Annotated in this window: 17 protein-coding genes; 6 read left to right on the forward strand and 11 right to left on the reverse strand. The window is 40.0% G+C overall.

Features of this window, described 5'->3' with window-relative positions; genetic code table 11:
• Nucleotides 1–45 precede the first annotated feature (45 nt).
• Nucleotides 46–1,386, reverse strand: a complete 1,341-nt coding sequence (locus CWC14_RS15750; protein ID WP_138563820.1) for an L-cystine transporter — start codon at nt 1,384–1,386, stop codon at nt 46–48.
• A 291-nt stretch (nt 1,387–1,677) separates the two neighbouring features.
• On the opposite strand from CWC14_RS15750, the gene CWC14_RS15755 reads away from it, so the two are divergent.
• A complete protein-coding gene (locus CWC14_RS15755; RefSeq protein ID WP_008111407.1) occupies nt 1,678–2,205 on the forward strand; it encodes a hypothetical protein in 528 nt (175 codons plus the stop codon).
• Nucleotides 2,206–2,272: 67 nt separating this feature from the next.
• On the opposite strand, the gene CWC14_RS15760 is transcribed toward CWC14_RS15755, so the two are convergent.
• Nucleotides 2,273–3,460: a GGDEF domain-containing protein gene (locus CWC14_RS15760; protein ID WP_249928761.1), complete on the reverse strand. Its 1,188-nt coding sequence runs from the start codon at nt 3,458–3,460 to the stop codon at nt 2,273–2,275.
• A gap of 256 nt (nt 3,461–3,716) precedes the next feature.
• Nucleotides 3,717–4,859, reverse strand: a complete 1,143-nt coding sequence (locus CWC14_RS15765; RefSeq protein ID WP_171036862.1) for an alkene reductase — start codon at nt 4,857–4,859, stop codon at nt 3,717–3,719.
• Between the two features lie 110 nt (nt 4,860–4,969).
• On the opposite strand from CWC14_RS15765, the gene CWC14_RS15770 reads away from it, so the two are divergent.
• Nucleotides 4,970–5,854: a LysR family transcriptional regulator gene (locus CWC14_RS15770; RefSeq protein ID WP_138563826.1), complete on the forward strand. Its 885-nt coding sequence runs from the start codon at nt 4,970–4,972 to the stop codon at nt 5,852–5,854.
• Nucleotides 5,855–5,857: 3 nt separating this feature from the next.
• On the opposite strand, the gene CWC14_RS15775 is transcribed toward CWC14_RS15770, so the two are convergent.
• Nucleotides 5,858–7,126, reverse strand: coding sequence for a mechanosensitive ion channel family protein (locus CWC14_RS15775; protein WP_138563828.1), 1,269 nt, complete (start codon nt 7,124–7,126; stop codon nt 5,858–5,860).
• A 119-nt stretch (nt 7,127–7,245) separates the two neighbouring features.
• Nucleotides 7,246–9,135 carry a propionyl-CoA synthetase gene (locus tag CWC14_RS15780; RefSeq protein ID WP_138563830.1) on the reverse strand — a complete coding sequence of 630 codons (1,890 nt, stop codon included), beginning with the start codon at nt 9,133–9,135 and terminating at the stop codon, nt 7,246–7,248.
• A gap of 203 nt (nt 9,136–9,338) precedes the next feature.
• On the opposite strand from CWC14_RS15780, the gene CWC14_RS15785 reads away from it, so the two are divergent.
• A complete protein-coding gene (locus CWC14_RS15785; protein WP_036956608.1) occupies nt 9,339–9,749 on the forward strand; it encodes a nucleotide triphosphate diphosphatase NUDT15 in 411 nt (136 codons plus the stop codon).
• Here the strand turns inward: CWC14_RS15785 and CWC14_RS15790 are convergent.
• Nucleotides 9,746–10,504: a substrate-binding periplasmic protein gene (locus tag CWC14_RS15790; RefSeq protein ID WP_138563832.1), complete on the reverse strand. Its 759-nt coding sequence runs from the start codon at nt 10,502–10,504 to the stop codon at nt 9,746–9,748. The two genes, CWC14_RS15785 and CWC14_RS15790, sit on opposite strands and share 4 nt — an antisense overlap.
• A 93-nt stretch (nt 10,505–10,597) precedes the next feature.
• On the reverse strand, nt 10,598–11,596 hold the full coding sequence (locus CWC14_RS15795) for an AraC family transcriptional regulator (protein WP_138563834.1): 999 nt from the start codon (nt 11,594–11,596) through the stop codon (nt 10,598–10,600).
• 96 nt (nt 11,597–11,692) lie between these two features.
• On the opposite strand from CWC14_RS15795, the gene CWC14_RS15800 reads away from it, so the two are divergent.
• Together CWC14_RS15800 and CWC14_RS15805 are read left to right on the forward strand one after the other, a co-directional pair.
• Nucleotides 11,693–12,136 carry an SRPBCC family protein gene (locus CWC14_RS15800; protein WP_036932881.1) on the forward strand — a complete coding sequence of 148 codons (444 nt, stop codon included), beginning with the start codon at nt 11,693–11,695 and terminating at the stop codon, nt 12,134–12,136.
• Complete coding sequence (locus CWC14_RS15805) at nt 12,133–12,957, forward strand: sterol desaturase family protein (RefSeq protein WP_008464836.1); 825 nt, start codon at nt 12,133–12,135, stop codon at nt 12,955–12,957. The genes CWC14_RS15800 and CWC14_RS15805 overlap by 4 nt, the downstream gene beginning before the upstream one ends.
• 70 nt (nt 12,958–13,027) lie before the next feature.
• Here CWC14_RS15805 and CWC14_RS15810 read toward each other — a convergent pair whose 3' ends face one another.
• The 3 genes from CWC14_RS15810 to CWC14_RS15820 all read right to left on the reverse strand — a co-directional run bounded on the left by CWC14_RS15810 (nt 13,028) and on the right by CWC14_RS15820 (nt 16,110).
• Complete coding sequence (locus CWC14_RS15810; protein WP_008464838.1) at nt 13,028–15,217, reverse strand: fasciclin domain-containing protein; 2,190 nt, start codon at nt 15,215–15,217, stop codon at nt 13,028–13,030.
• Nucleotides 15,218–15,361: 144 nt separating this feature from the next.
• A complete protein-coding gene (locus tag CWC14_RS15815) occupies nt 15,362–15,745 on the reverse strand; it encodes a hypothetical protein (protein ID WP_008464840.1) in 384 nt (127 codons plus the stop codon).
• Nucleotides 15,742–16,110, reverse strand: a complete 369-nt coding sequence (locus tag CWC14_RS15820; protein WP_171036863.1) for a hypothetical protein — start codon at nt 16,108–16,110, stop codon at nt 15,742–15,744. The genes CWC14_RS15815 and CWC14_RS15820 overlap by 4 nt, the downstream gene beginning before the upstream one ends.
• Before the next feature lie 218 nt (nt 16,111–16,328).
• Between CWC14_RS15820 and CWC14_RS15825 the strand changes: the two genes are divergently transcribed.
• Nucleotides 16,329–16,748 carry a VOC family protein gene (locus tag CWC14_RS15825; protein ID WP_008464842.1) on the forward strand — a complete coding sequence of 140 codons (420 nt, stop codon included), beginning with the start codon at nt 16,329–16,331 and terminating at the stop codon, nt 16,746–16,748.
• Nucleotides 16,749–16,793: 45 nt separating this feature from the next.
• Here CWC14_RS15825 and CWC14_RS15830 read toward each other — a convergent pair whose 3' ends face one another.
• On the reverse strand, nt 16,794–18,374 hold the full coding sequence (locus CWC14_RS15830; protein ID WP_138563836.1) for a sensor domain-containing diguanylate cyclase: 1,581 nt from the start codon (nt 18,372–18,374) through the stop codon (nt 16,794–16,796).
• Between the last annotated feature and the right edge of the window lie 87 nt (nt 18,375–18,461).

The following is an 18,461-nucleotide window of genomic DNA, read 5'->3' on the forward strand; positions in this document are numbered from 1 at the left end:
TATTACAGAGAGATACAAGGCTGGGCTATTAGATTAAAGTGAGTGCTATTGAGTTTTCATTAATTTACTGGTGATCACACCTGAGGTCATAGAGCCCGATACGTTGAGTGCTGTGCGCGCCATATCTATTAATGGTTCAATAGAAATAAGTAAAGCCACAACCTCTATAGGTAATCCCATGGTAGGCAATACAACCAACGCTGCGAAGGTAGCACCACCACCAACACCTGCAATACCAAACGAGCTAATAACCACAATACCAATTAGCGGTAAAATAAACTCAAATGTAAGTGGGTCTATCCCCACACTTGGCGCAACCATCATCGCAAGCATAGCAGGATAAATACCAGCACATCCGTTTTGACCAATAGTGGCACCAAAAGAAGCCGATAAGTTCGCAATTGCCGGTGGTACTTTTAACTGGTTAATTTGCACATCGACATTCATAGGAATGGAGGCCGCTGAGCTACGTGAGCTAAATGCAAAGGTCAGTACTGGCCAGATTTTTTCAAAATAATGCTTTGGATTTACACCCACAAAGCTAAGCAATAAGCCATGCACAACAAACATCAATAAAATAGCTACATACGAGGCAACAATAAAGGCAAGTAAATTTAAAATATCGTTACTGCTAGAGTTTGCCACGACGCTTGCCATTAGGCCCGCAACACCATAAGGAGTGAGTGCAATCACCATGCGAACTAAGCTCATTACCGTAGCTTGTAGGGCGTTTACACCGTTACGAATTGGGCTGGCAAGTTCTGTTTTTTCCAGCATTACTTTACGTGCAGCTATACCAACAAGGACACCAAAAATAACCGTGGCAATAATAGAGGTTGAACGTTGATTACTTAAATCCGCAAAGGGGTTTTCAGGAATAAAGCTCAGTAGCATTTGCGGCACGCTTAAGTCGGCCACATTCGCAGCTTTGCTTTGTAGGGTGTCCATTCGAGCGGCTTCTCGAGTACCTGAAACCAACCCTTCAATGCTCAAGTCAAACCCATAGGTGACAGCAATACCCACCAAAGCGGCAATTGCTGTGGTAAAGAGTAAAACAGAAATACTAATAAATGATATTTTACCTAAAGAGCCTTGGTTTTCGAGCTTTACCACTGCGGCAATCATAAAAATTAATACCAATGGCATGATGATCATTTTTAATAAACCGACATAGCCTTTACCCACCACGCTTACCCAGCTGAGTATTTCTTTAATCGTCTCTGGAGAGTGGGCAAATAAAAACTGTAGGGCTAAGCCAAAGGTGCTACCAAGCACTAAGCCAAATAAAACGGTACGAGATAAAGAGCTGCTTTTTTGCGAAAAAAGATAAATCGCGAACAGCAAACCGACAAATAATGCCAACATTAATAATACAGCAAGCGACATAGTACCCTCTTTTATAGCTGTGAATTAGCGCGGCACTTTAACGCTTTGTAAGACGTTAACAAAATACGCTTTCGCTATGGTATAGAATTAAAATGAATATAGTAATAATATTAAAGTATAACGAATGAGCGCATTGTTGAAAAAATTAGCCCATATGATTGTATTTTCTTTAATTTATGGCGTTTACTAGATGAAAGTAAGATCTTAACTACAAATAAAATCGTAACCCTAATACGTAGTAATAAATTAATTTGTTCACTTTAGTTTTTATTTAAAAGAGGGAGTAGAGGTATGTTAAAGGCAATAATGGCACTGGTGATGGTTTTAGTGGTTAGTGGGTGTTCAACCCAATACCCAAACCAAGCACTACTTGGTAAGCAATTTCCTACTGTGACGGGAGAAAGCTTAGAGCAAAAGTCATTCACCATTCCTGAGGACTTTAACAACCCCAATACGTTGCTGTTAATTGGTTATAAACAAGATAGCCAGTTTGATATTGATCGTTGGCTTATTGGTTTAGATATGAGCGCAGTGAATGTGACCGCTTATGAGTTGCCCACTATTCAGGGTATGGTTCCTCGCATGTTTAGTACCTTAATTGATAGCGGTATGCGCAAAGGGATCCCAAAAGAGTTGTGGGGTGGGGTGATCACAATTTACAAAGATGGCGATAAGGTTCAGGCATTTACTGGTAACGAAAACCCGAATAACAGCCGCGTAATACTGCTTGATGAGAGTGGCAAAATTATTTACTTTTACGACCGTGGCTTTTCGGTCTCCGCGTTAAATAATTTAAAAGCGGTGATTGAAAAGCAATAGGTTGCAGATAGTTAGTTGCCTTTGGGCATGCTATAACTAAACGTTAGCGTGCCACGTTACAAAATCATTATTCGCTTACGTTGTTTCTGCCTTTCTTTTTAGCTCTATAAAGCGCTAAATCAGCATTTTTTAAAGCCTCGTCAAAGCTTTGTTTTGCTGTTCTTTGTGCTACGCCAATAGAAACAGTCACGTTAACCGTTTTATTGTCGCTTGGCTGTTTACCTTTGCGAGATTTTTTATCTGTGCGTTTTGGGTTTCTGATCACCATGTCGTAAGTTGCAATATTTTGACGCAGTGTTTCGAGTTCAGGAATTGACTGCTCAGCTGTTTTTCTTGGAAATACAACGGTAAATTCCTCTCCGCCATAGCGGTAAATCTTGCCACCCCCTTTAACGCCACTCATTTTTGCTGCCACTAGCTTAAGTACTTGGTCGCCAATATCATGGCCATAGGTGTCGTTGAATTTTTTAAAGTGGTCAATATCGAGCATAGCAACAGTGTATTTTCGCCCTAATGATAGAGCAAGCTGATTAAGTGCGCGGCGCGTTGGTAAGCTCGTTAAATCGTCTCTGTAAGCTAAATAATAAGAGTCGGTACTCACCGCTAATAAAGACAGAGAAGCCATAAGTACAGCAATGACAGACCAAGGAAAATCAATAACATGTTGTTGGTTAAGGCACCACACAATAAAAGTGATGAGTAACGCCGTTTGCGTCAGGTTATGTGTTCTTACGCTTTGCCAAATGAGTAAGCTGCCAATGAGCGACAGTGGTAAAGCTATGGGTAAATAAGGAAGCAGTTGAGTATAAACAGAAGGTTGTAATGATAGCCCTTGTAAATGCAGACTCAGTGCCAGCCACGCAAACGCTGCGCCGCCACATAGAATAATTAATAGGGTTCGGGTCGCAGTGTGTATTGATAAAAGTGCGCGATCTTTAATCACGGCTAACAACATTAATAAACTTGCAGCGCATAATAAAACCCAATCAGATTGCGCTTTAAGCCAACTTGACCAGGGCAAAGCATACTCAAGTGAACATAAATAAAGTAACCAAAACGCGCACAAAATAGCAACTCGACTTCGATTAAACTGAGTGGCAAATATAGCGGTAATAATCAGTAATGGATAAACAAGATTATTAATAAGAGAGAGCTTACTTTGCCATTGGGTTTGAAATTGAGTTAATAACAAAAATAATCCACACACGGCTAAAAGACTCAAAGAAGTTGATTTAACTCCTGCTAATTTTAACAACCCATGCTCCAAAGACCGATGCCTAAAAAAATAAAAGCTTATTGTATTGATATATAAAAATATTACTACTTTAATGCTTGTTAATTATTTAAAAACAATACTTTAAAACTAATTTTAATGCTTTTTATCGACATTTTTTAACCAAATGTATGACATTTTAGTAAATGTAAAAATAGTGAGCAGATTAAATTCAACAAGCTGGGAGACGATGTAAAAAGCGTTTTAACATTGAATAAGGCCATCCATGGCCTATTAATTAATCGTTTTTGTAGTAAGGGTAGTCACTGTAACCTTGCTCAGTCCCGCCATACATAGTGGCTGCATCGGCTTCATTTAATGGCCATTGATTTTTTATGCGCGCTGGTAAATCAGGGTTTGCAATAAAAGGGCGACCAAAAGCAAATAAATCACCGTAGCCTTTAGCTAACATCGCCACCGCTTTTTCAACAGTGTACTTACCAGCGTAAATAATACGCCCAGAAAATTCAGCTCTAGCTGCTTGATAAAATTGCTCTGGTAAATCAGGGGCATTGTCCCAATCAGCTTCTGCAATTGAAAGGTAGGCAATACCAGCTTGTTCAAGTGCTTTAATTGCTTCAATGTAGGTATGATGCGGGTTTGATTCTACTAATCCTAAATAAACACGGGTTTCATCAGTACTGCTAAATAAGGGCGCAAATCTAACCCCTAAGCGCTCAGGGCCTACTACGTCACTTACTGCCGCGACAATTTCTTTTAAAAAGCGCAGGCGATTAGTAAGAGAGCCGCCGTATTCATCATCTCGTTTATTGGTGTGCTCAGAAATAAACTGATTTACTAAATACCCATTAGCACAATGCAGTTCTACGCCATCAAACCCCGCTTCTAGCGCATTACGGGCAGCTTGTGCATACATGCCAACAAGCTCTTTTACTTCATCGGTTGTTAAAGCTTGTGGTTCACTTGGGTTGGCTAAAGCGCCTTGAGCTGGTCCTGTTTCAATAAAGACTTTAACGCTATCAGCTGTTAGAGCTGAGGGGGCAATAGGTTTGGCTTCATTAGGCTGTAAGCTAGTATGTGAAACGCGGCCAACGTGCCAAAGCTGGGCAAAAATAATTCCACCTTCTGCATGTACTGCATCAGTTACTTTTTTCCAACCAGCTATTTGTTGATTAGAATGAATGCCCGGTGTCCAGGCATACCCTTGTCCTCTTGGTTCAATTTGAGTGCCTTCGGTAACCATAAAACCAGCACTAGCACGCTGTGCATAATATGTGGCCATCACCTCGTTGGGGATATTGCCAGGAACTGTGCTGCGTGAGCGTGTAAGTGGCGGCATTACAATACGGTTTTTAAGCGTGTATGGGCCTAAATTGATTGATGAAAATAGACTGTCGATATTTTTACTTGGTTGACTCATTTTAATACCTTTTAAATTAATAATGCTGTTTAGCGCCAATTACAATGCTGGTGATCATAGGGATTAAAAGGTACAATTTGAAACAATGCTTTTTTGTTTAAGATACAATTATGAATGGTATATCTCGGCTTGATATGAAACAATTACGAATATTGAGTGCATTACTTAAACTAAAAAATGTGTCGGATGTGGCGCGAAAAATGGGCTTAACCCAGCAGGCTATTAGCGAGCAGCTGCGAAAATTGCGTGACTTATTTGACGATCGGCTTTTTATTCGCCAAGGCAATACAATGGTTGCAACACCTAAGGCTATCGCACTAGAGAAGCCCATTAATCAAATATTAACTCAGGTAGAAGCGTTATTAATACCTAAACAATTTACCCCAAGTAGTTACAAGGGCGTATTTACAATAAGTGCGACTGATTACGCTATAGCAGCTCTTTTGCCACAATTATTAGAAATAACAAGACGAGAAGCGCCAGGATTAAAGCTGATTATTCGTGACTTTGCCTCTGATAATGTTAATCAATTAATAAGTGCAGGAGAGCTGGATTTATTAATTAGTTTTCCTGAATTTATCCCAACAAACTTAATCTATGACACATTATTTGAAGAACAACATATTTGTATTGCGGGCAAAGACACAGTGTTTTCTTCATCGACGTTGAGCCTTGCTGAAGTGGCGGCACACCCTCAATTAGTGATTTCAGCGTCACGTGCTAACTTAAGAGGCTCTCACGACCAGTGGTTTGCTGATAAGGGCTATGCGCGCAATATAGTTATGTCAGTGCCTGGCTTTTCATTTGTCCCCGATTTGCTTTGCAGTACTGACCTAATTGCTTTTTACCCATCGCGTTTACTGCCAAACGCCAAAGTGAAACAGCTTGAAGTTGAATTATTACCACCGCCATTTAAGGTGATTGCAGCGTGGCATCCACGTTCAAATAACAGCGATATTCACCAGTGGTTAATAGCGCAATTAAAACGGATTTAGTGACTATTTAATTAGTTGACGAATATCGTTCCCTGTTGGTGCCTCATGGGCACGCAACGAAAAGGCGGGTAATATCGCTAATATATGGTCAAATATATCTGACTGAATATTTTCATACTCACCCCAATTAGTTGTATTGGTAAATGCATAAATTTCAATGGGTAAGCCATTTTTAGTTGGCTCTAGCTGCCTTACCATCAGTGTCATTCCCTGATGAATATGTGGGTGATGTTTTAATAACGCGACTAAATAATGACGAAATGTGCCAACATTAGTGAGCCGACGACCATTTAACGTACAGCTCATATCTATTTTTTTCGTGGTATTTTGCTCGTTAATAGCCGGTAGGGTAATTTCGAGGTAGTGACTTAATAAATCTGCTTTTTTCAGCGCGGTGATCTCTTGCTCATCTAAAAAGCGCACACTGCTCATTTCTATATGGATACTCCGTTTTATGCGCCGTCCACCGGATTCTGACATACCGCGCCAATTTTTAAATGAGTCAGAAATTAGCGCATAGGTTGGGATAGTGGTAATGGTTTTATCCCAATTTCTTACTTTAACTGTGGTCAAGGCTATATCAATCACATCGCCATCTGCGCCGTATTTGGGCATTTCTAACCAATCACCAACCGCAAGCATATTGTTTGCTGAAAGCTGAATACCGGCCACCAGCCCTAAAATAGCGTCTTTAAACACCAGTAGCAGTACAGCCGATAGCGCACCTAAACCACTGAGTAATATTAACGGGGATTTATTCATTAATAATGAAATCGCTAAAATACCGGCTAATACGCTGGCGATCAGTTTAATTGTTTGTAAAAAACCACGTAATGGAAAGTGAGCTGCAATGGGTTGCCTGTCAGATATTGCTTGAAAAATATTGAGCAAAGAGAACAGCGAGAGCAGTGCAAATAAAATGATCCACTGATCAGTAAACATCTCAATGATATGTAAAAAAGCCGTTCCTTCTGGAACCCAGAGCCTTGCTTGTATAACAACCACTGCACCTTGTAAAACAAAGGAAATATTACGTGTTAATTTAAGCGCTAAGTCGGCAGGCGTGTGGGTATCGGTTTGAACAACTTTATCACTAAAGCGGCCTTTAAGTAGTCGTTTTGAAACTGACCTTAAGATGAGGTGCAATATGAGCGCAAATAAGCCAACCCAGCACAGTACTAATATGTTGTACCATAAATGCGCACTCCCAGGAAAATAAAGACTAAACCATTGTAGTAAAAATTCTCGCAGCTGCGATCGTATTTCAGTCATTTATATTCCCAAGAGATTTATTTGCGTGAGTTTCATCTATTTAATGAAATCTAGTTAAGCAGATGGGGCGAGAAAAGTCTATTTAAGCCGCGCTTAAATAGACGTTTTAAAAATAATATTTATATTTTATTTTCAGCAAGTTGCAGAGTTAACTCCTCAAAAATACTCGGATCGTCAATGGTTGATGGAATTTGTAGTTCTTCACCATCAATAAGTTGACGTAAGTTTTTGCGTAAAATTTTACCTGAGCGTGTTTTTGGTAAGCGCTCTACACACATAATGTTTTTAAGACACGCAATAGCGCCGATTTGATTACGCACGGTTTGCACCAATTGCTGCTCTACTTCTTTATGCGAGCCATGAAAATCATTTTTTAATACCACCATGGCCATGGGGTTTTGACCCTTGAGCGCATCATTAACACCAAATACGGCACATTCAGCAACCGCGGGATGAGCGGCTACAATTTCTTCCATTTCACCGGTTGATAAACGATGTCCCGCTACATTAATAACATCATCGGTGCGGCCCATAATAAATAGGTAGCCTTCATCATCAATATAACCGCCGTCGCCAGAAAGGTAATAGCCTTCATATTCACTTAAATAACCGGCTTTAAAGCGCTCGGTATTTTGCCAAATAGTGGGTAAACATCCTGGCGGTAAGGGCAGTTTAATAACGACTGCACCTTGTTCATTGGGGGCGCATTCGTCACCATTCATATCTAAAATACGTACGTCAAACCCAGGAGTCGCAACCGTTGAACTGCCTGCTTTTGTAGGTAGGTGCTCAATGCCGACAGGATTACAGGCTATCGCCCAACCAGTTTCTGTTTGCCACCAATGATCAAGCACAGGTAGGCCTGTTTTTTCTTTGAGCCAATCGTAGGTGGGAGGATCTAAGCGCTCGCCTGCTAAAAAAAAGCGTTTCAGGCTTGAAGTATCGTATTGTTTAAACCCATCGGCATTGGGATCTTCTTTTTTTATCGCTCTAAAGGCCGTTGGTGCGCTAAATAAAGCCGTTACTTTATACTGTTCAACCACTCGCCAAAATGCACTGGCATCTGGGGTTCTAACTGGTTTACCTTCAAATAAAATAGTGGCGCAGCGGTACATAAGCGGTGCATACACTATGTACGAATGGCCTACAACCCAACCAATATCCGAAGCGGTCCAAAACACGTCACCGGGTTTCATTCCGTATACGGTTTCCATGCTGTAATGCATGGCCACGGCATGGCCGCCATTTTCACGAACAACCCCCTTGGGAGTACCCGTTGTGCCTGACGTGTATAAAATATAAAGCGGGTGATCGCCACTTACCGGAACAGGATCAACGCCAGTAGCTGTTTGCATTGCAACAGCCCAGTCAATATCACGCTCAGGCATAAGTGGTGCAGTTACTTGCTCACGCTGATAAATAATACAATGTTCTACTTTATACGAGGCTGATTCGAGGGCGTTATCAAGTAACTCTTTGTATTCAATTACGGTATTCACTTCTACACCGCAAGAAGCACTGAGTACTAACTTAGGCTTGGCGTCATCAATTCTTACGGCAAGCTCATGTGCTGCAAACCCGCCAAAAACGACCGAATGAATAGCGCCGATGCGGGCGCAGGCTAACATGCCAATTACAGCCTCGGGGATCATGGGCATATAAATAACTACGCGGTCGCCTTTTGTTACGCCTAAAGACTGCATTACTCCTGCGAATTTAGCGACCTTTTGTTGTAGTTCAAAGTAGCTGTAGCTGCGCGCGGTATTGGTTACGGGTGAGTCATAAATTAACGCTGTTTCATCACCATGGCCGGCAATAACATGCTGATCTACGGCTAAAAAGCAGCTATTAAGTTGGCCATCGGCATACCAGTGATATAAACCGTTTTCATCTTGTGTGTAAGCTGTTTCGGGAGCCTGGTACCAAGGGAGGCGTTTACTTTGCGATAACCAAAACGCTGCCGGGTTTTGTTTAAACTCGTTGTAATGTTGTTTGTATTCACCTGACATAAAGGCTCCTGAGCAAAATTTAATATAACTTTATTTAAAACTAAGCGCTTTTTATCAGGAGTGATATTCGACTATGGTCGGTTGAATAATGAACGGGTTGTGTGGTTTTTAGCTAACGCTATGGTTTATAACGAACTAACAACTAGTTTGATGATTTAAATGAGGTAACATATAAAAATGATGAACTATTTAATGTGGTAATAATGAGTCAAGTTGTCAGAGTAGGCGTTGCAGTGATAGTAATGCATGATAATAAAATTTTACTCGGTGAGCGAATAGGAGCGCATGGTGCAAATACCTGGGCAACCCCTGGGGGGCATTTAGAATTTGGTGAAACGGTTGAGCAATGTGCAGTGCGCGAAGTAGCAGAAGAGACAGGGCTTACTGTTACTAATATTCGTAAACTCGATTTTACCAACGATATTTTTAGCGCCGAGAACAAGCATTATATTACTTTATATGTACAGGCAAAGTATGAAGGTGGCGAGCCTGTAAATAAAGAGCCTAACAAATGTTTACAGTGGCGTTGGTGCGATATTAATAACTTACCTTCACCTTTATTTACTTCATTAAAAAATTACTTAACACAAGGCGTTTTACCCACTCAAGACTAAAGGCGCGTTGGAATAGGGAGTTGCCATTTATTTAAAATTTGTTGGTATTCACCGCTTTCTTTTATCGCGTTTAATCTATCAGTAATAATTTTCGCTGTTTGCGGGTTAAGCTGCTTACTTGCTGCAAAGTGAAGAGAAGAAGGTAGTTCATCTAAATGTATACGCTTAGTAATTAAGCTTGGGTCGAGCCCTGTACGCTTTAGCTCGTTTTCAAGTGTGAGGGTGTTAGTTACCACAAAATCGATACGATTTTTATACAGCATTCTCCATAGCTGCTGGTAGTAACTCACTAAGACTAGATTCTCACTTTCAGTAAAGCCTTGAGCTTCTAAATAAGCTTGTGCAGAATAACCGCGAATAGTGGCTACTTTGTATTCTTTGGCAAAGTTTAAGTGAATCACTTCATCGTTATGACTGCGTAAACTTACTAGGTATGCATCTGCAAAATACACTTTTCCCAGCCACTTAAACTGGCTGTTTCTGTTTGGTGTTTTTAACAGTGACAGCATGATGGCATTAGGATTGGCTTGTTGTTGAAACATACGCGCCATCGGCATTATTTCAAACGTTGCTGTTAAAGCCGTGCCTTTTAATACTGCTTTAGCGATATCAACTAAGGCACCCTGCGCTTCACCTTGAGGGTTTTTAAAATGATAAGGGGGCAAATCTTCAGCGATGAAGGTGACCGGGTTTGCGTGACAGACCGCACTATAAAAAACCACTACAAAAACAGTTAATATCATACGCAAACGCATAAATAATTGTCTTTAAAGCAATACATGAGGCTAGTGTAAATAAAATCAATAAAAAGGTACACGGTAAATGTGTGTTTTAGGTAATCAAATTGTTTAATTATTGTTTTTTATAAATTGACGAGGTGAGCATTGATACCAGCGCTTAAAGGCGCGATTAAAAGAGCTTTGATCATTAAACCCCAACATAGTTGCAATACTGCTTAGCGGATAATGAGGAATGTAAGTTAACAAACGGCGTTTTTGCTCTTGCTCAAGAAGAGCAGCAAAATTGGTGTTTTCTTGCTTTAGATGACGTTGCACTGTGCGCGGGGTCATATTTAAAGCACTAGCCGTTCTGATCAGTGAACAGTCCTGCAAATCGTATTTAGCCATTAAAATATGATTAATTTTTTCTGTTAATAATTGCTGACTTTTAAACTGGGATAGCTGTTGCTCTGACATTTGCTTGAGCATCGCGTTGATTTGGCTGTTATCGGTTTTAAAAGGCAGAGTTAAGTAATTACTTGGAAACTCGATTTGATTAAAGCTAGCTCCAGCTTTTACTGGGCAATTAAACCAATCAGTTAATCGTTGTTGCTCGGTGATTGAAAAGTGTGTTGAAAAATACACGCAGCTAGGTGAAAGTTGTGGATTAAGTAGCTGGCGTACCACACTGACCCATGCGGTCATATTTCGTAAAACAGCCTGTGGACTACATTGCGGATCGGCTAACCAAGTTACTTTACACAATGTTTGTTGTTGCTCAAACTGGGCGCGACCAATGTTAGCTACTAGGCTGTCGTAATTGAGCAGTGCAGTAATTGCACTGGCTAAATTAGTACTCGATTCAATTAAATACCCTAATACACCAAAATCAGCGGTGCGTATTTGTTTTCCTAATTCAAAGCCAAATAAGGGGTCGTTTAACGCTTGTTGTGCATAGCTAAGCAACGCATTATAGCTTTTTAAACTGATCCGCGGCGCCAATTGTTGTAATTGCTTATTAGTATACTCATTAAATTCAATCGCGTTTAAAACCGCATGACTAGCTAAGCCCTTGGCTTCAAGGTAATCCAAACAGCTACAAAAGTAATGATCGGCTAAGGTTTTCATTTGTCGCCTAAAGCTAAAAAATAGTCATCTAATCGCAAGTTTGCCACGGCATATTTTTATATGCTAGTGATCTATAAAAATAATAGGGCAAAGGTCATGGTGGAAATAAAGGTTAAGCGTACTGTGGCAGCAACGCCTGAGCAAATACGCAGCGTATTACTAGCGCATGCCGATTTAGGGCGGTTTTTTAATGCTCACTTTAAACTACTAACACCACAAGAGCCGGGTGAAATAAGTGGCGGAAAAGGCACGATTAGAGAAATAAAAATGCAAGGCACTACCTTTAAAGAGCAAATAATAGCCGCAGATAATAGTCATATTAGTTACCGTATTATAGGCAGCAAGCCCGTTGCACAGCATCGTGGTGATATTTACTTAAATACCAATAACGAAGATCCATCACTCACTGAGGTTAATTACCATATTCGTTGCATTGCACCTTTATGGCTACCCGATTTTATACTGACTTTTTTTATAAAAAAAGATATTAGCCAAGCACTTAAAAAAATAGCTCATTATTTTCAGGAGCGTGTTGTATGAGCATTGAAATTATTTTACTCGCACTGAGCCCTATTTTTTTGCTATTTGTTGCTATTGAGTTTATTAAATTTAGGCGTTATTACGATATAAAAGACAGCTTAGCCAACGCGTTACTTGCTTTATTACACCAAGGCGCTGATGCTATTGCGTTAATAGTGCTAATGCCGTTTTTTTACTGGCTGTATCAGTTTCGGTTATTTGATATTGAATTGACGGTACTGACCGTATTAAGTGCCTTTGTACTGCAAGACTTTTTATATTATTGGTTTCATCGTGCATCACACCATATACATTGGTTATGGGCAGCACATGTCGTACATCATAGCTCTACGAGAATGAATTTTACTACTGCGTTTAGACAAAGTTTAATGTATCCGCTTGCGGGCATGTGGCTGTTTTGGATGCCGATGATATTACTTGGTTTTGAACCTGTGATTGTTTTTGCCGTAGTTGCCCTTAATTTAGCGTATCAATTTTTTGTTCACACCCAAGTGGTAAAAAAGTTGGGTTGGTTTGAAAGCGTATTTAATACCCCATCGCATCATCGGGTGCACCACGCTATAAATAATGGCTACTTAGATAAAAACTTCGCTGGCGTTTTAATTATCTGGGATAAATTATTTGGCACTTATGTAGAAGAGGATGAAAATAAGCCGTGTAAATACGGAATTATTGGCCAACTAAACAGTAATAACGCGATTAAAATTACCTTTCATCAGTGGCAGCATCTCGTTAAAAGTAGCTATAGGGCAAACGGGTTAAAAGCTAAATTAAAAGTAGTATTTGGTTACCCAACAAGCTCTCAAAGTAGTAATAAGTAAGCCTATTTTTATATATAAAAGCCAGGAGTAAATAGCATCACTCCTGGCTTATCTCACAGTAAAACTTAATTTATTTAGCTGTTGTGATCACTGTATCAATTAAGTGAACAACGCCATTACTGGTGTAAATATCAGTAGTTGTTACATTACTACCCGCTACTTGTAATGATGTAGCCGGTAAACTTACTTGCCACCAAATATCGTTCACAGCTTGGCCATTATTCTGACCTGCTGCCGTATCACCTGAGAAGGTATACAAAGGGCGACCAAGATAAGCGACTTGCATGCTGTCATCTGAGCGAGCAATTAACGATAAACCTGGCACATTTTCAATTGACGCTGCAGTACCAAGAACAGGTGGCCATGTTGTTGCACATCCACCTTCACACACGCTTATTGCCTCACCTAAATCATTGTCGAACACATAAACTGTTTTACCTGGCATTGCATCGGCCATACCTGTTACTAAACGGTTGTTAGTTGTATCGTAAGCAATGCTGTCTGTTGCTGTATTTTCGGTGCTGGTAAAGTCAACAATGTTTACGCTCAACATATTTTCGGCAAGGGTAGTGACCATTTTTCCATTGGCTGCAAATGCATCTGTACTACCTACTTGAGCGCCTAAAACATGTTGAGTTAGTACACTAGTTAGTGCAGTAGTGTCAGCTAATAAGGCGTTTAAATCAGCGGTAGGAATTTTATTAAATGCAGCATTCGTCGGTGCAAATACTGTAAATGATTTTGTGGTATCGTTAAAAGTATCTACCAGTGATGCTGCTTGTAGTGCAGTGACCAAAGTAGACAGTGCGGGTGTTTCAGTCGCTACAGTGGCAATCGTTTTAGTCGGAGTACCCACTTCAATCGGCGGCATAATCACTTTATTAAGTACATGAATTACGCCGTTATCAGCAGTTACATTCGCTGCTTTCACTGCTGCATCGTTAATAAACAGTGAGCTGTTCACGTACGATAAAGCAGCCATGTCACCATTTGCCATTTCTACTTTGTTGTTTTCGCTATTAGCAATAGTTACCGCTGCATCTGACAGTACAGTTGCGTCAGCAACAACGTGATAAAGTAAAATATCGCGTAATGTGTCTGTATCTGCTAAAAGCGCATTTAGTGTGTCCTCGCCTAGAGCATTAAACGCGGCATCAGTAGGCGCGAATACAGTAAATGTATTTGTAGGGTCGCTCACAACAGTGTCTAAACCTGTTGCTGCTAGTGCAGCGAGTAATGTTGTAAAACTGCCATTTTCAGTAGCAACATCAGCTATGGTGCCAAAGCTCTCTGGTAGCGCGACATCGCCAACGATCACAGAATCGATTACATGAATAACGCCGTTGGTGGTTTCTATGTCAGTCACCACCACGTTCGCACCGCCAAACATTAACATATTGGTGTCTGCATTTATCGCGATAGGGAGAGTATTTCCAAGCAGGGTTTCAGCTGACTGTCCATTTAAAGACATAGCCGTTACAGAGTCTACAGAGCCTGATAAAACATGTTGTTTTAAGATATCACCCAATACATCTGGGTTGGCGAGCAGCGTGTTAATCATTTTACTGCCTACCGCTTCAAACGCGGCATCAGTCGGTGCAAATACTGTAAACTGTGATGATTCATCAGACAGCGCAGCGGTTAAACCTGCAACATCAAGAGCTGCTAGCAAGGTACTAAAATCGCCAGCTTGCTGAGCTGTTTCAATAATATTGTTGGTTGGCGCAGTTTCTGACACTGTTTTAGGTGTGAGCACTGCATCTATAACATGAATAATTCCGTTGTCAGTCACAATGTCGGTCATTGTTACTGTACTAGTATTTACTAATAAATTTTCACCACTTAAAGATAAAGCAATGCTTTGTCCGTTAACAGTCTCAACGGTAGTACCCGCTAAACCAATAGCAGTTTGTGCATCCACTGTGCCAGAGACCACATGGTAAGTTAAAATTGAACTAAGCGTGTCTGTATCAGCTAATAAGTTATTAATCGTTTCTTCGCCTAGTAACGCAAATGCATCATCAGTTGGGGCAAATACAGTAAAGCTAGTAGTTAAATCATCAAGGGTTTCATCTAGACCGGTTGCTTCAAGTGCTGCAACAAGGGTGGTGAAATCTCCGGAGTCCTGTGCGGCATCAAAGACTGAGACAGCGGGTTGTGGATCTACAGTTACTGGGGCGTTGTTATCGTCATCGCTACTACAACCTTGAATGAGTAACAAGGGAAGTATGAGAGCACCGAGCTTAAATACTTTATTCATAATTGTTCCTTTAATCGAATGTTACAGTGTTACAGCTTTGTGAATATTACGAAGCTGTTTGCATTGCTGATCAAAAAAACTTGATTTATTTTCGTACAATTTAATAGATGTAGGATTTTATTGAATTTTTATTCAAGAAAGCGTTTAAATTTTAGTTTTTTTACTGCGCGGTGCGCCAAGTAAAATAAATACGTGGCAAATACATACGGATAAAAATGCACTAATTCCCAAAGCACCACCAAAACCATCAAGAATAGGCACTAAATAGGCAAAAAACAGTGAAAATATAATTGCTGAACTGGCAAGCGTATACACACCAAAGCGGTGAGGGGCACTCATGCCAATAAATGTGCCGCCAAAAAAGACGATGCTATATAGCTCAGCGTTGAAACTAGATTGTGCAAATATTAAATAGGCAATAATGGATAGAGCTGCAGAGGCTCGGATCCCATCAAAGCGATTATGTTTAGCCAAGTAAAAGGTTAAAAACGCCCCTAACAATGCAAGCAGCGGATAAATAAGTGTCATATTATTAACTCCTTGGCTAAAACAAATAAGGCGACGCTAGCAAATGCAATGCTACCTAACCGTCCGCCAAACCCCGCAAATACATTAATGGTAAGTGTGTATAAAACAGCACCAATGGCAGAAATAATCGCAATTTCCCAGTATTCATTAATTAAATTAGTGGAGCACATACCGGCAAAACTGCCTGCATAAATAGCAGCGTATGGGTGGTTTTTGTAATCTGCAGGAAATGGAATAAATGAACCGATAAGCCCTGTTAAACCGGCAGATACAACAATAGGTAATGCGAATGTGCTATGCATTACAAAACACGACAAGCAGCCGATAAAAAAGGTGATGAATTTTAAAAGTATGAATTTAGTCATGGCGCGCACATAATAATGTATCAGTTTTAGCTTTAATAGTTAAAACTGCGATTTAAGACTAAAATCGATACACCGCAGCTAAAAGGTGAATTATTACTATTGAAGGTTAGTAATATGCAATGAATGACTAAAAATAACACTATTAATGTTCTATAAATTGCAAATTATGTATAATGCAGCATATTTCATATATTAAAAGTTATAACCTAAGGTAATTTATGTCTAACTGTTTACATCTGGCTATCCCTGCTGGTGATCTTGAAAAAGCGAAAGCGTTTTACTGTGACGTACTTGGCTGTAAAACTGGCAATAGTGAAGCGGGGCGATGGGTAGACATTGATTTTTGGGGTAATGAATTAACCCTGCATCAAAGTGTTGAGCGTTTACCTACGGTTCGTCACGACGTTGATATGGGCGCGGTGGCTGTCCCTCATTTTGGTATACATTTATCAGAGAACGAGTTTCAAGGACTTAAGCAACGCATTGCCGATGCCGGCCTTGAATATTTAGATCAGCCTTACCGTCGTTTTGTTGGTGATGAGTTTGAGCAAGAAACCTTTTTTATTGAAGATCCTAACGGTAACGTGCTCGAAATGAAAACCATGGTTAATCCTGAGGTACTATTTAAAAAGGATTAGACTGTAGCTGAGCTAGTCTTATTGACTAGCTCATGTTTTATGTTTTTAAATAGCGGGGACTACCATTTTTTCAGCCTGCTTCGCCTTTCTTTGTAATTTCTGTTTATACATCGCTTCATCACCCGCTTTTAAAACTGTGTCTAAGTTATCAGGTGGCTGAGTATAGCTAGTTTGCCCAACACTGGCGTAAATGGAAATGGTATGGCCCTGATGCTCTATAGTTAACTGGTTTAATTGTTGCTCTAGGGTGTTAACTCGCTGGTTAATTTTTTCGTTGCTATTAAATAATGCCATGGCCACAAATTCATCGCCTCCTAAGCGACCAACGGCATCTTCAGTGCGCATATGTTGACTAAGTGACTCTGCAACTTTGCACAGTACTTTGTCGCCCACATCATGACCATAAGTATCATTAATTGCTTTAAAACGGTCTAAATCTATATATAAAAAACATAAAACGCCTCCTCGTTGCTTGTGCTCTGCTAGTAAGTCGTTTGCTTTTAAGCTCCAACCGCGACGATTGTATATATGGCATAAGTGATCAAAGTTAGCGTGTCGTTCAGCTTGTTTTTTTGCATAACTTAACCTTTGAATTCGTCTGCCGACGGCAATAGCTAGTAATAAAGATTCAATTGTAAACGCAATAACAAATCTATAGCGTTGAATGAACGGGCTGTAATCGGTTAGTAGTACTCTAAACACCATACTAATAAACACACTTGCCAGTGCTATAAATACCAAGTTTGCTTCATTAACACCGTACTTTGTTTGTATCGCGCTGAGGATAAAAATAGTCATGACAATAAATAATGATAAATAGCCGGTTACTGCAGAGGTAATATTGGTTATTAGTGGCAGATCGAGGGCTATTTTTTGTAAGCACAAAGTCAGTACGCATAAGGCGGCAACTTTTAATGTATTGCTTATCTTTGGAAAGTATTTAGGTAGCTCCAATAGTGCGCTCATAAACCATGTAGCACTGATTATAGTTAAGCCAATACTTAACGTGTAAAGATGGCTTACGTACACAGAGTAGTACTGCTGTGTAAATAAATAAGGCTGTCCTTCTTGAAAGAATATAAAACTAGCGATGCAAAAAATATAAATGCCATACAGTTTAAAAAGAGGGTCTTTTATGCCGTGCCCTATAATTAGTGCATAAAAAATAAGCGTGGCGCAAAGACCATAAAAAATGCCAAAAATAAGGTTGTAGCGTTGAATTTTTTCGACAAAAGGCTGTGTATCTGACCAAGTAAAGCGTGGGGTATAAGCTGCTGAGGTAGTAACCGTAAGCTGGGCAGTAAAAACGCCTGGGTCCATTAAAATTGCCATCTGATTGGTTTTTAAAGGTATTTTATATACTGAATTTTGCTGCCACGAAAAGTCTTTAAGTGCAGGACGAGTAAATGAAAACACCCCGCCTTGGTTTAAGTTACAGCTTAATTCGAGATGATTGATACCGTTTTTAAGCTTAATATTTGAGACAACTTCTTTGGACAAAGACACCGATGTGTTTGTTGCTCTTACACTGAGCTGGCAATGCTCTTGCGCAAAAGTAACGTTACTAAATAGCAGAGTAAAAGCGCATATAAAAATGCTAAGCCTAACCATGAGAGCGCTTAACATGCTCAAAAAACTCCTTGTCTTTATCGTACAATTTATTGCTACTAAGTAGACGAACACTTTTAAACCATACTAGGGTCTGTTGACCTT

Source organism: Pseudoalteromonas sp. S3260 (assembly GCF_005886925.1).
Taxonomy (GTDB): Bacteria; Pseudomonadota; Gammaproteobacteria; order Enterobacterales; family Alteromonadaceae; genus Pseudoalteromonas; species Pseudoalteromonas tetraodonis.